The following is a 12,452-nucleotide window of genomic DNA, read 5'->3' as shown; positions in this document are numbered from 1 at the left end:
ATGTGTGCTTGCTGGAAACGGGAGGAACGCCATGGAACCTTTGATGGCGCTGGCCATTGGCCTGCTCTACGCCACGGCGATCTTCATGATGCTGCGGCGCTCCATCGTCAAACTGGTCATCGGCTTGATGCTGCTCTCCAATGCAGCGAACCTTTTGATCTTCACGACGGCAGGCATGACCCGTGGTGTACCACCGCTGATTGCCGAGGGGATGAGCCAGCCACCGCCAGGCGTGGCCGACCCACTCCCTCAAGCCGTGGTACTCACCGCTATCGTCATCGCCTTTGGCGTACTGGCTTTTGCAGTGGTGCTCATTCGCCGTGCCTACGAGGTGGTCAAGGCCGATGATCTGGACAAGATGAAGGATACCGATACGTGAGGCCCGAAGTCGCTCTTCCCGTTCTTTTGCCGCTGCTGTCTGGAGCGCTGTCACTGCTGTTCTGGCGCTCTCGTCCGGTGCAGCGCTTCATCTCGGTGGCGGGTAACGTTGCTCTGCTAGTCGTCAGCCTGTGGCTTTTTGCCTCGGTGCTACAAGATGACTACGTCACCATGCAGATGGGCAGCTGGCCTGCACCTTTCGGTATCACCTTGATCGCTGACATGCTCAGCGCCGTGATGATTTTGCTCACTGCGTTGATCGGCCTCGCCATGGGTATCTACTCCTTGGCCTCCACCGGTCGTGGGCACGAAAAGTTTGGCTACTATCCGCTGATGCACCTGCTACTCGCAGGCGTTGCCGGGGCTTTTCTCACTGGCGATATCTTCAACCTCTACGTTTGGTTCGAAGTGATGCTGGTGGCGTCATTTGCGCTGCTGATCCTGGGCGGCGAACGCGCGCAGATGGAGGGGGCGATCAAGTACGTGACGCTGAACCTTCTGGCCTCGGTCATTTTCCTGAGCGCAGTGGGGCTTCTTTACGGCACGGTGGGTACGCTCAACATGGCCGATATCGCCTTGCGTATGAACGCTGCCGAACACCGTGGCATGGTCGAAGTATTGGCGGTGATGTTCATGATCGCCTTTGGCATCAAGGCGGCGGCGTTTCCGCTGTTTTTCTGGCTGCCGGCCTCCTACCACACGCCGACGGTCGCCGTATCGGCACTCTTTGCTGGACTGTTGACCAAGGTGGGGGTCTATTCGCTATTTCGCGTCTTCACCCTGATCTTCGATCAGTCGATGGGGTATTTGCAGGAGATCATGATCTGGGGCGCGGTCTTCACCATGGTGACAGGCGTGCTGGGTGCGGCAGCCCAGTACGAATTCCGTCGTATTCTCTCGTTTCACATCGTTAGCCAGATTGGCTACATGATCTTGGGGCTTGCGCTCTATACGCCGCTCGCCATCGCCGGAGGCGTTTTCGCCATCGGACATAACATCGTGGTCAAGACCAATCTGTTTTTGATCAGCGGCATCACCCATCGTTTGCAGGGCACCTATCAGCTGAAGAAAATGGGCGGGCTCTTTCGTACGCGCCCTTGGCTTGCGGTGGCGTTTTTCATCTCGGCCTTTTCGCTCGCCGGTGTGCCGCCGCTCTCCGGCTTCTTCGCCAAGTTCGTCATCGTTCGCGCGGGCTTCGAGGCCGAAGCCTACGTCGCCACGGCGATTGCGTTGGCAGTGGGGCTGATGACGCTCTACTCCATGGTCAAGATATGGAACGAAGTTTTCTGGAAGGCGCTGCCCGAGGAGAACGACGTGCCTGCCGAGGTAACGCCGAGCGGTGACGATGGCCGTTTGATCAAGCCGAGCCTATGGATGATGTACCTACCGGTGATCGTGCTCGCTGGAGCTTCGTTGATGATTGGCCTCTTTGCCGAGCCGATCATGCTGGTGATGAATACCATCGGCGAGCAGCTGATGTCGCCACAAGGCTATATCGAGGCTGTACTTGGGGTTACCGCGAGCGCTGACGATGCGCTGCTCGAGGCGCTCGATACCGAGGAGGTGAGCCCATGACCGGCGCTATTTGGAATTTGCTCTTAGGCCTTGCCTGGGTGCTGCTCAGCGGTGACTTCACCGGGTTGAACCTACTGGTGGGGCTGGTCTTTGGCTATATCACCCTAGTGCTGATCGAGCCGCACCTGGAGGCGCTGAAAGGCTATCCGGCGCGGGTGCCGCGCTTTATCGGCTTCGTGCTGTTCTTCATCAAAGAGCTTATTCAGGCAAACTTGCGCGTGGCCTTCGATATCTTGACGCCGCCTTGGCACATGCAGCCAGGGGTAATTGCCTTTCCGCTGTCGGCGCGTACCGAGATGGAGATCACCATGGTCGCCAACCTGATCTCGCTGACGCCGGGAACGCTGAGCCTGGACGTCTCGGACGATCGTAGGGTTCTCTACATTCATGCCATGTTCCTGGACGACGAGGAGGAGCTTCGGCGCAACCTCAAGGAGATGGAACACCGTGCACTGGAGCTGTTTCGCTGATGGATACCGTTATCTTGATCAGCCAGGTGATCATGAGCCTGGCGCTGGTGCTTGCCTTCGTGCGCGTGGTACGGGGGCCGAGCCTGCCGGACCGGGTCGTGGCGCTGGAGCTTTTCTCCACTACGGTGGTGGGGCTCGTGGGTGTTTACGCCATTCAGTCGGGTGTAGCCAACTTTCTCGATGCCGCCATCGTGATCGCGCTCATGGGGTTTTTGGCTGCCATCGGCTTTGCTCGTTTTCTCGAACGCGGAGGGCCGCGCGATGATTGACGTCATCAAAGGCACGCTGTTGATCGTCGGCGCGCTTTTAATGCTGCTGGCCGCTATCGGGCTTTTGCGCCTGCCGGATCTGCTAACGCGTATGCATGCCACCACCAAGGCGGCGGCTCTGGGCGTCATTCTGGTGATGCTGGCCAATGCCATGCATTTCTCCGAAGTCGGGGTGGTGGCCCGTTCGCTGGCGGTGATCGTCTTCATTTTGTTGACTGCGCCGGTTGCGGCGCACGTGATTGGTCGGGCGGGCTATTTCGTTGGCTCCAAGCTCTGGAGCGGTACGGTAAAGGATGAGCTCCGGCCCAACTATGATCCGCTCACTCACGCGCTCAAAAGTGGGCTCGAAACCGAAGAGAACGCCAAGCGTCAGCCGCGCGAAACCGATCCCGAATAACACCCCCTCACACGTTAAATAATAAATCGTCGAATAAAAGCGCCAGCCTCATAGCGATGGGTTGGCGCTTTTTTTCGCGTCGTTTTCACGCCATAGAGGGCGCTGTGCTTGGCGACGCAATATCTGTGGATGTACAGTAATTGTATTGTATTGGTATTGCTGTCTATACTGTAATTGATAACATTTTTTAAAATTAATGAAATGCCACCCATCAACGCCAGGAGGTCTGTTTTGACGGGCGTTATCGATATTGTATGGCTAAGGGAGGATTTGCGTGTAGCGGACAATCGGCTGCTGCATTTTGACGCGCGGCCAGATCAGTTACTGTGCGTGTACGTGCTCGATGAGCGCTGGCTAGCACCGGTTTTTGGGGGTGAGCCGCACGCGCGTATCGGCCCTGCGCGGCTTAACTTTTTATGGCAAAGCCTGATTGCGCTGCGCGGGGAGCTCCTCCAATTAGGCAGTGACTTGCTCGTGCGCGTGGGCGACCCGGCCGAGGTGGTGCTCGAGCTTGCCACACGACACCAGGCGCGCGCCGTGCGCGTCGCCGATCACGGCGGCGCCGATGAGCGCGCGCAAACCGAGCGCGTGCGCTGTGGATTGCCGCCTGATACCGAGCTAATCGAGCTCGAGAACGGCTATCTCTTCGATGGCGATCAGCTGCCTTTCGCCTGCGAGGAACTGCCCGGCAGTTTTTCCGCTTTTCGTCGCCAAGTAGAGGCGGTGGCCGAGGTGGAGCAAAGCCATAAGGCAGCGGTATCGTTGCCTCCCTGGCCCGATGCGCCGCGCGGCTTTCCATCGTTAACCTCCGTCTGCCCGCTGAGTGCTCAGTGGCAGCCCGACGAGCGTCAGGGGGCGCTTTGTGAGGGGGGCGAAGTGGCCGGACGCGAGCGTCTTTACGACTATCTCTGGCGCCATATGGGCGGGCACTCGTACAAGAAAACCCGCGACGGGCTCTTGGGTGAGCGCTTCTCGACGCGGCTTTCAGCGTGGCTGGCCCAGGGCTGCCTTTCAGCGCGCCAGGTGTTCGATCAGGTCAGGGCGTGGGAGAAGGACTACGGCGCGACCGAATCGAGCTACTGGATCAAGTTCGAGCTCATGTGGCGCGACTACTTCTGGCGAGTGGCCCAGCACGAACGCACGCGGATGTACGGCGCGCGTGAGCTGCCGCCCGTCAATGAGGCTTTCAAGCGCTGGCGCGATGGGCGCACGGGCGTGCCTTTCATCGATGCCGCCATGCGCGAGCTGGCGTTGACCGGGTGGATGCCCAACCGTGCACGCCAGAACGTCGCTAGCTTTTTGGTCAAGGACCTTGGCGTCGATTGGCGCTTGGGAGCTGCCTGGTTCGAGCACTGCCTAATCGACTACGACGTGGCGAGCAACTGGGGCAACTGGCGCTATATCGCCGGGGTTGGGCGTGACCCGCGCCCGGATCGCTACTTCAATGTGCTCAAGCAAGGGTGTCACTACGATCCCAAAGGGCTTTACGTGGCCCACTGGCTGCCAGCGCTCAAGACGCTGTCGCCGGGGGTAGGGCGTCATCAGCCCTGGCGTATCGACCCTGCGCGGTTTGCCGCCCCCGTGGTGAACCCAAGTGCGTGGGAGCGCTGGCTCGTCGATCCCGAAAGTGCCACGGCCACGCTCGATGAGATGGAGGAGGCGGAGGAGTAAGCGCTCATCTAGGCTAGTCTGGAATCGACAGGGATTCTGCGCCATCATCGCGAGAGTCGATGATGGTTTTATTAGCGCTCAAGGATAGACACGATGCCATACCGCCGCGTTACCGCCTTCTCTGCGCCTGACAAGGGCCGTTCACTTCGCCCGCTGGCGTTTTCACTCGTTACGCTTTCACTGTCGTTGGGGGGTGTCGCTAGCGCATCGGCCAACGTTCAGCTCATGACCGAAGTCGATGCCCGCGCGGCCGAGCAGGTGCGCTACGCAAGTTTTCACCATTGGCTTGACGAGTTTCGCCGCTACGCCGCCGCCGAAGGAATTAGCGAAGCAACGTTGACCCAGACGCTGGATAAGGTGCGCTTTCGCGAGCGGGTAATCGAGCTCGACCGTTACCAACCCGAGTTCGTGCGCCCTATTTGGGAGTATCTTGACTCGGCGGTCTCAAACGCACGTATCACCACTGGCCGCGAGCGTTTAGCCGAGCACCGTGATACGGCGCAGACGATGCAGGCGCGCTACGGCGTGCCCGCCGAGATCATCGTGGCGATCTGGGGCATCGAGAGTAACTATGGCAGTAACTTCGGTAGCTTCTCGACCCTCGATGCGCTCGCCACCCTCGCCTACGAAGGGCGACGGCGTGATTTTGCCCGAGGCGAGCTGCTCTCGGCGCTGCGTATCATCGATGCAGGCGATATCGACGCCGAGCATATGCTGGGCTCCTGGGCGGGTGCGATGGGGCATACCCAATTCATTCCTAGCAGCTTCGAAGCCTACGCCGTAGATGGCGACGGCGATGGGCGGCGCGACATCTGGGGCAGCATCCCTGATGTCATGGCGTCGACCGCCAACTATCTCGCCCGTGCCGGGTGGCGGACAGGCCAGCCGTGGGGTGTGGAAGTGACGCTGCCGCAAGGCTTCGACTACGCCCAAACCGAGCGCAAAAGCAGTCAAGAGTGGGCCGCCCAGGGTGTGCGCCCCTACAGCGGCGGCAATCTGCCGGCTTTCGATAGCGCCGCCATCGTGGTGCCTGCGGGGGCCCAAGGGCCGGCTTTTCTCGTTGGCCCCAACTTCCGCGCCATCTTGCGCTATAACAACGCCACCAGCTACGCCCTGGCTGTGGCAACGCTTGGTGACGCCATCGCCCAGCGCCCCGGCATTCAGCACGACTGGCCGCGTGATCAGGCACCTTTGACCCGCGACGATGTCCAAGAGCTTCAGCGCCGTCTGAACGATGCCGGTTATTCGGTGGGCGGTGCCGATGGCGTCATGGGTCCCAACACGCGCCAAGGCCTTCGCGCCTTCCAGCGCGACCAAGGGCTCATCCCCGATGGCTTTGCCACTCAGGAGCTTTTGGAGCGCCTGCGCCGAGCGACCGCCTAGGGCGTTGCCGCTCAAGGCTTATTTACAAGGGCGCTTGCACATAGGTGCGCTTTTACGTGGGTGCGTCTGTACATAGCAACATTTGTACATAAGGCGTTTGTGCACATAAGGCGTTTGTGCATAGGGCGCTGTGATCGGGAAGGTCAGGCGCCCGGGTGGTTTTTGATGATATATGCCACCGGTTTCAATCAGCTGTTACGAGGGCGCTTTGCATAAGTGCTATTGGCTAAATGCTATTCAACAAGGATGCTTGCATGCGTAATGTGAAATCTTCGCTTCTCATCGGCGCGCTGGGTAGCGCCTTGACGTTTTCCAGCGTATCGATGGCGCAGGACGAAGAGGTGTTTGGCTGGGTGGAAAACGCTTCTATCCATCCGTGGGACATCACCGTCAAGGCCAAGCTCGATAGCGGCGCGTTGACCTCGTCATTGGACGCCCGCGATATCGAAACCTTCGAGAAGGAAGACGAGGAGTGGGTGCGCTTTCGTCTGCGCCTGGAGGATCAGAGCAACGGCGAGACCTTCAGCGACGTGATCGAGCGCCCGCTCTACCGCGAGCAGAAGGTGCGCGGTGCAGGCGGTCGCGACGAGCGCCCCGTGGTGCTGCTCGATATCTGTATGGGCAACACCATTTATGAGGAGCAGTTCAGCCTGCGTGACCGCGAGGAGATGCTCTACCCCTTGCTGCTGGGACGGCGCACTATCAGCCACCTCGGCCTTCTGGACGTGCGCAACACCTTCTTGCAGTCACCCGACTGCGCCGATGATGCCGAATACGTCGCCCACAACGCCGACGAAGATGGCGATGTTGACGATAGCGACGCTGACGACGAGTGAGTAACGCAGTAATAAACGCTTAGAAAAGCCGTGACAGCAGCGCTGTCACGGCGGTTTCCACCCGCAAGATGCGCTCGCCGAGATGAATCCCCTGGCAGCCGCTTTCGAGTAACTGCTCGACCTCCCAGGCAATGAAGCCACCCTCTGGCCCCACCATCAGCAGCGTTGGCGCGCTCACCCCACGCGGGCAGGCGTTCGCCATGCCGGGATGCGCCACTAGCCCCTGGCGGGTTTGTAACAGCTCGGGCAGTTGGTCGTCGAGAAAGGCCCTGAACCCTTTGCACAAGGTGATACGTGGCAGCACGGTATCGCGTGCCTGTTCGAGCCCCAGTACCAGATGCTGATGAATTTTCTCCTCTTTGAGTTCCGGCGACTGCCAGTAGCTCTTCTCTACGCGCTTGGTATGCAGCAGGGTGATCTCTTTTACCCCGAGAGCAGTGACGTGTTCGAGCGAGCGCGCCAGCATGCGCGGGCGGGGCAGGGCGAGCACCAGATGCACCGGTAGCGGCGCTGGCGGCGGCGTGTTCAGCGTCTCGATGCGCAGCGTAGCCGTTTGCGGCGTCAATGTTTCCAGGCGCGCTCGGCCCATCTGGCCGTCGAGCAGCCCCACGGTGAGCGTGTCACCGACCTGGACGCGGTGAACGTCGCGTAGGTGCGTCAGGCGCCGGGTATCGGTTAGGTGAGCAAGGTCGGGTTCGATGAGCTCGGCGGGGTCGAGAAGGATGAGGTTCATGAGTAGCGGTCGTGATCCTGGTAGAGCGATGGCGCCGTATGCCAAACGGGTCGTGGGGCAAAGTGGCTTGCATGAAGGCGTGACGCAGGCACAATGACGGCTAACGGGAATGCCCTATGATGAACCTGGGAAGATCCCAGTGTCGCGTTCAAGGAGAAACGCCGTGCGCGTAATTCGCAAGTATGCCAATCGTCGGTTGTACGATACGCAGCAGAGCCGCTATGTCACCTTAGAAGATCTGCGCCGCCTGATTCTGGAAGAAGAGCCCTTTCGCGTCGAGGATGCCAAAAGCGGCGAAGATCTCACGCGAACGATCCTGCTGTCGATCATTATCGAGCAAGAGCAGGCCGACGGCAAAGCCGAGGTGTTCTCCAACGACCTGCTGGCGCAGCTGATCCGCGTCTACGATATGTCGTCGCCGCTGCCGCTATCGCGCTATCTGGAGCAGGGCACCCAACTGATGCTGGAGCAGCAAAAACGCATGCAGAGTCAGTGGCAGCAGGCGATGCGCCACTCGCCCATGGAGTTCATGCGTGAGCTTGCCGAAGAGAACATGCGCTTCTGGCAGACCGCGTTCAAGCAGTCGATGCCCTCTTCCAGTGACGACACCCACGACGACAAGCGCTCATAAGCCCTGGGCTATGGCATAATGCCGCGCATTCACGCTTACCTTCGAGAAGGATACCCATGAAAGTCTTGATGATTGGCGGCGGCGGTCGCGAGCATGCCTTGGCCTGGAAACTGGCGCAGTCCGCCAGCGTTGACGAGGTCTTCGTCGCTCCCGGTAACGCCGGTACCGCGCGAGAAGACAAGCTGACCAACGTGGCCATCGATGCCAGCGACATCGATGCACTGGTCGACTTCGCTCAGCAAAATGGCGTGGCGCTGACCGTCGTGGGGCCTGAGGCGCCGCTCGTTGCGGGCGTTGTCGATCGCTTTCGCGCTGCCAACTTGGCCATCTTCGGCCCCACGCAGCAGGCGGCCCAGCTCGAAGGCTCCAAGTCGTTCACCAAAGACTTTCTCGCCCGCCATCAAATTCCCACCGCCGAGTACGCGACGTTTACGGCGATCGAGCCGGCGCTGGCTTATCTAGCCAAGAAGGGCGCTCCCATCGTCATCAAGGCCGATGGGCTGGCGGCAGGCAAGGGCGTCATCGTCGCCATGAGCGAAGCCGAGGCCGAAGCCGCCGTACGTGACATGCTCGAAGCCAACGCCTTCGGCGACGCGGGCGCGCGCGTGGTGATCGAGGAGTTCCTCGAGGGCGAAGAGGCGAGTTTCATCGTCATGGTCGACGGCGAATACATCGTTCCCATGGCCACGAGCCAGGATCACAAGCGTGCTTACGATGGCGACACTGGTCCCAATACCGGTGGTATGGGCGCTTACTCGCCAGCGCCGGTGGTGACTCAGGCGGTGTTCGATCGCATCATGGCGCAGGTGATTCGTCCGACCGTCGAGGGCATGGCTCAAGAGGGCAACGCCTACACCGGCTTCCTCTACGCGGGGCTGATGGTCGATGCCGCAGGCAACCCCAAGGTGATCGAATACAACTGCCGCTTTGGTGACCCGGAAACCCAGCCGATCATGCTACGTTTAACGTCCGACTTCGCCGCGCTGTGCCTGGCCGGAGCACAAGGGCGTTTGGCCGAGGCTGAGTGCACTTGGGATGTGCGCCCCGCCGTAGGCGTGGTCATGGCCGCAGGCGGCTATCCCGGAAGCTACCGCAAGGGCGATATCATCGAAGGGCTTGCGGACGCGGAAACACAAGGCTGTAAGGTGTTCCACGCGGGTACGGCACTGAACGCACAAAACGCCGTAGTGAGCGCTGGTGGACGCGTGCTCTGCGTCACGGCCCTGGGGGAGACGGTATCCGCTGCCCAGCAGCAAGCTTATCGCGGTGTCGAGGCGATCACCTGGGCCGATGTCGAATATCGCCGCGATATCGCCTATCGGGCGATTGCTCGTGAGCAGGACAAGCGTTAATGTCGAGGCGCCACTGACCACCACTGATCAGGACGCTGCCATGGAACGTGTCACGCTTGCCTTTCCTGCCGATGATGTCGTTCATCGGCATCCGTTGACGGTGCGTATCACCGACATGAACTATGGTCGTCATCTGGGGCACGACGCGCTGGTGTCTCTGCTTCACGAAGCGCGCAGCAATGCCTTAGCGGCGCTGGCGCTCAAGGAGTGGGACATGGGCGGCCTGGTAAGTGTGGTGGCCGACCTTGCCATTCAGTACCAGAGCGAAGCGCGTTTTCCCGACGCCTTGAGCGTCGAGACCGCTATCCCCGATGCCAGCGGCAAGGCGCTGACCGTGTATCACCGCGTGCTCAAGGCGGACACGCAAACGCCGGTAGCCACCGCGCGGCTGAATCTGTTGCTGCTCGACCCCAAGACGGGGCGCCCGGTCACCATTCCCAGCGCCGTGCGTCAGGCGCTAGCCAGCGCGAGGCAGAGCTGATGTCGCGCGAATACCCCATCATTGCCGTAACGGGCTCCTCCGGGGCCGGGACGACAACGGTCAGACGTAGCTTCGAGCGCATGTTTCAGCGCGAAGACGTACACGCGGCCTTCGTCGACGGCGACGCGTTTCACCGCTATACGCGTGACGATTTGCAGCGCATCTTTCGCGAAGAGCCCGAGCGTAAGCACGAGCTGTCGCACTTTGCCGTCGAGGCCAACCTGCTCGACCGCCTCGATGCGCTCTTCGTCGAGTATGGTGAGCACGGCACCGGCACCTTTCGGCACTACATTCACGCCGAGGATAAGCAGAAGATCGAGGCGGGGTTTCGCGTTGGCACCTTCAGTGAGTGGCAGTCGCTGCCTTGCGGCACGGATCTGCTTTTTTACGAAGGCTTGCACGGTGGCCTCGTCACGCCGACGTTCGATATCGCCCGCCATGTCGACTTATTGGTCGGGGTGGCGCCGACCATGAACCTTGAGTGGATCCAGAAGATCGATCGCGATACCAAGCTGCGCGGCTACTCCCAGGAGGCGGTCATCGATACCATCCTGGGGCGGATGGATGATTACGTGCGCTATATCCAACCCCAGTTCTCGCGCACCCACATCAACTTTCAGCGCGTGCCGACGGTGGATACGTCGAACCCCTTCGAGGTCCAGGACATTCCAACTGATGCCGAGTCGCTGGTGGTCATTCGCTTTCGCGACCCTTCCACCGTCGATTTTCCTTGGCTCCTGGCGATGATCAAAGATGCCTTCATGACTCGGCCGCACACCCTGGTGGTGCCGGGGGCGCGTATGTCTCTGGCCATGGAGCTGATTCTTGCGCCTTTGGTGCGCCACCTCTTGGCCCAGCGGCGCTTTCGCTGAGCGTGCGTCGAACCCGATAACACCTTCCAACTCAAGGAGAGCCGAATGACGTGCCTGTTCTGTAAGATCATTGCCCGCGAGATTCCTGCCGACATTGTCTACGAAGACGACGAGGTCCTGGCGTTCAACGACATCGCCCCGCAGGCGCCGGTGCACCAGCTCATCATTCCCAAAAAGCACATCGCTACGCTCAACGATATCGACGAAGCGGATCTCGCCTTGATCGGGCGGCTGCAGTTCACTGCGGCCAAGCTCGCCAAGCAGCAGGGCTTCGCCGAGGACGGCTACCGCGTAGTGATGAACTGCAACGAATTGGGCGGGCAGACGGTCTACCATATCCATATGCACCTGATGGGCGGTCGCGCTTTCTCCTGGCCCGCCGGTTAGGCGTTCACCCCGCTACTGCTGGAGGTTTTCATGGAGCGACAACTTCACCGCCGGGACGAATGGATAGGCCACTTCGATCGCGTTTTACGCACCCTCTGCCCGGGAGAGGCCAGCGCCGAGCGCGCCAATCCAGCCCTCGATCTGCCTCCGGTGGCGCTAACCAGTGCGGCGCGGCGTAGCAGCACGGGCTGGCTGCGCGTGCGTCATGCCAGCGAAGCGGGGCAATTGGGGCTGGGAATGGGCGAGCGGATGGCGTCCACCCAGGCATCGGGCGAGCGCGAATCAAGCCTGCAGCACGCCATGGATCACGTCATCTGGTGCGACCAGCGGTTACGCACCCTTGAAAGCCGCCCAAGCCCGTTGGCGCCGCTGGTGTTTATCGGCGCCCTGGGAGCCGGCGCGGGCGTAACGCTCGTGAGTGATCGCGCAGGCCTGGGGATGGTTGCAAGCGCAACCGAGCGCGCCGCGCGGCAGTGCCAGGCGCAAGCGCTGCAGCTTCCCGCAGACGACGCGCCGACCCAGGCGCTATTTAAACGCATGGGGCGCGACAACGCCCATGGCGCACAGCTGGCCCTGGAGGCGGGCGGAGCGCGCCTACCGGCACCGCTTGAGTGGGGTTTTCGCGGCGTGACACGGCTTTTCGCCAAGCTCGTTTATCACGTTTGAAGCGCTTTTTTGAGAATGCCCCATCTAAGCCAACTTGACGAATTCGCGCTTATCGCCAACGCTTAGAAAGCAGCACCATGATATGGACGACATGGTACACAACAGAGACATGGAAAAGGAGTGAGGCCATGCTAGGCAACGCAATGCTGTTTCTTATTATCGCGATCATCGCCGGGGTTCTGGGCTTTTCAGGTATCGCGGGGGTCGCATCCACCATCGCACAGATTCTTTTCGTGCTGTTCTTGATTCTCTTCGTCGTGTCGCTGATCACCGGCAGACGGCGCTGACCTGCGGTTGAAGGCGCTGATGCTTTAATGACATAAGCGCTCATGCAAAAGGCCCCAAATGGGG

General features: G+C 60.6%; 16 protein-coding genes. 15 read left to right on the top strand and 1 reads right to left on the bottom strand.

The annotated features are described in order from the left end of the window. The first annotated feature begins 31 nt into the window (after positions 1 to 31). The 8 genes from LLY24_RS09200 to rloA3 all read left to right on the top strand — a co-directional run bounded on the left by LLY24_RS09200 (position 32) and on the right by rloA3 (position 6,979). Positions 32 to 379 (top strand): Na+/H+ antiporter subunit C, encoded by a 348-nt coding sequence (locus tag LLY24_RS09200; protein WP_259036002.1) that lies wholly within the window; start codon positions 32 to 34, stop codon positions 377 to 379. After that, positions 376 to 1,953, top strand: a complete 1,578-nt coding sequence (locus LLY24_RS09195; protein ID WP_259036001.1) for a Na+/H+ antiporter subunit D — start codon at positions 376 to 378, stop codon at positions 1,951 to 1,953. Before LLY24_RS09200 ends, LLY24_RS09195 begins: the two co-directional genes overlap by 4 nt. Next, positions 1,950 to 2,423 carry a Na+/H+ antiporter subunit E gene (locus LLY24_RS09190; protein WP_259036000.1) on the top strand — a complete coding sequence of 158 codons (474 nt, stop codon included), beginning with the start codon at positions 1,950 to 1,952 and terminating at the stop codon, positions 2,421 to 2,423. Before LLY24_RS09195 ends, LLY24_RS09190 begins: the two co-directional genes overlap by 4 nt. Then, the gene (locus tag LLY24_RS09185) at positions 2,423 to 2,692 is read left to right on the top strand and encodes an MrpF/PhaF family protein (RefSeq protein WP_259035999.1); all 270 of its coding nucleotides are present in this window, start codon (positions 2,423 to 2,425) and stop codon (positions 2,690 to 2,692) included. The genes LLY24_RS09190 and LLY24_RS09185 overlap by 1 nt, the downstream gene beginning before the upstream one ends. Beyond that, complete coding sequence (gene mnhG, locus LLY24_RS09180) at positions 2,685 to 3,089, top strand: monovalent cation/H(+) antiporter subunit G (protein ID WP_259035998.1); 405 nt, start codon at positions 2,685 to 2,687, stop codon at positions 3,087 to 3,089. The genes LLY24_RS09185 and mnhG overlap by 8 nt, the downstream gene beginning before the upstream one ends. A gap of 231 nt (positions 3,090 to 3,320) precedes the next feature. After that, on the top strand, positions 3,321 to 4,760 hold the full coding sequence (locus LLY24_RS09175; protein WP_259035997.1) for a DASH family cryptochrome: 1,440 nt from the start codon (positions 3,321 to 3,323) through the stop codon (positions 4,758 to 4,760). A 93-nt stretch (positions 4,761 to 4,853) separates the two neighbouring features. Continuing rightward, entirely contained in the window at positions 4,854 to 6,143 is a 1,290-nt protein-coding gene (locus tag LLY24_RS09170) for a lytic murein transglycosylase (RefSeq protein ID WP_259035996.1), read from the top strand. A 254-nt stretch (positions 6,144 to 6,397) separates the two neighbouring features. Then, entirely contained in the window at positions 6,398 to 6,979 is a 582-nt protein-coding gene (gene rloA3, locus LLY24_RS09165) for a retropepsin-like aspartic peptidase RloA3 (RefSeq protein ID WP_259035995.1), read from the top strand. 19 nt (positions 6,980 to 6,998) lie between these two features. Here the strand turns inward: rloA3 and LLY24_RS09160 are convergent, their stop codons facing one another. After that, a complete protein-coding gene (locus LLY24_RS09160) occupies positions 6,999 to 7,712 on the bottom strand; it encodes a 16S rRNA (uracil(1498)-N(3))-methyltransferase (RefSeq protein ID WP_259035994.1) in 714 nt (237 codons plus the stop codon). Positions 7,713 to 7,875: 163 nt separating this feature from the next. Between LLY24_RS09160 and phaR the strand changes: the two genes are divergently transcribed. From phaR to LLY24_RS09125, 7 genes are all read left to right on the top strand, one after another. Beyond that, positions 7,876 to 8,343, top strand: coding sequence for a polyhydroxyalkanoate synthesis repressor PhaR (phaR, locus tag LLY24_RS09155; protein WP_259035993.1), 468 nt, complete (start codon positions 7,876 to 7,878; stop codon positions 8,341 to 8,343). 56 nt (positions 8,344 to 8,399) lie between these two features. After that, positions 8,400 to 9,695 (top strand): phosphoribosylamine--glycine ligase, encoded by a 1,296-nt coding sequence (gene purD / locus LLY24_RS09150; RefSeq protein WP_259035992.1) that lies wholly within the window; start codon positions 8,400 to 8,402, stop codon positions 9,693 to 9,695. A 40-nt stretch (positions 9,696 to 9,735) separates the two neighbouring features. Then, complete coding sequence (locus LLY24_RS09145) at positions 9,736 to 10,176, top strand: acyl-CoA thioesterase (protein ID WP_259035991.1); 441 nt, start codon at positions 9,736 to 9,738, stop codon at positions 10,174 to 10,176. Next, positions 10,176 to 11,048, top strand: a complete 873-nt coding sequence (locus LLY24_RS09140; RefSeq protein ID WP_259035990.1) for a phosphoribulokinase — start codon at positions 10,176 to 10,178, stop codon at positions 11,046 to 11,048. Before LLY24_RS09145 ends, LLY24_RS09140 begins: the two co-directional genes overlap by 1 nt. A 45-nt stretch (positions 11,049 to 11,093) precedes the next feature. Then, on the top strand, positions 11,094 to 11,435 hold the full coding sequence (locus LLY24_RS09135; protein ID WP_259035989.1) for a histidine triad nucleotide-binding protein: 342 nt from the start codon (positions 11,094 to 11,096) through the stop codon (positions 11,433 to 11,435). 30 nt (positions 11,436 to 11,465) lie between these two features. After that, positions 11,466 to 12,101, top strand: a complete 636-nt coding sequence (locus tag LLY24_RS09130; RefSeq protein ID WP_259035988.1) for a 3-demethoxyubiquinol 3-hydroxylase — start codon at positions 11,466 to 11,468, stop codon at positions 12,099 to 12,101. A 128-nt stretch (positions 12,102 to 12,229) separates the two neighbouring features. Then, complete coding sequence (locus LLY24_RS09125) at positions 12,230 to 12,388, top strand: DUF1328 domain-containing protein (protein ID WP_259035987.1); 159 nt, start codon at positions 12,230 to 12,232, stop codon at positions 12,386 to 12,388. Positions 12,389 to 12,452 lie beyond the last annotated feature (64 nt).

The sequence above is a fragment of the Halomonas dongshanensis genome, assembly GCF_024790395.1.
Lineage (GTDB): Bacteria > Pseudomonadota > Gammaproteobacteria > Pseudomonadales > Halomonadaceae > Vreelandella > Vreelandella dongshanensis.
This window is presented reverse-complemented; position numbering and strand designations above follow the sequence as displayed.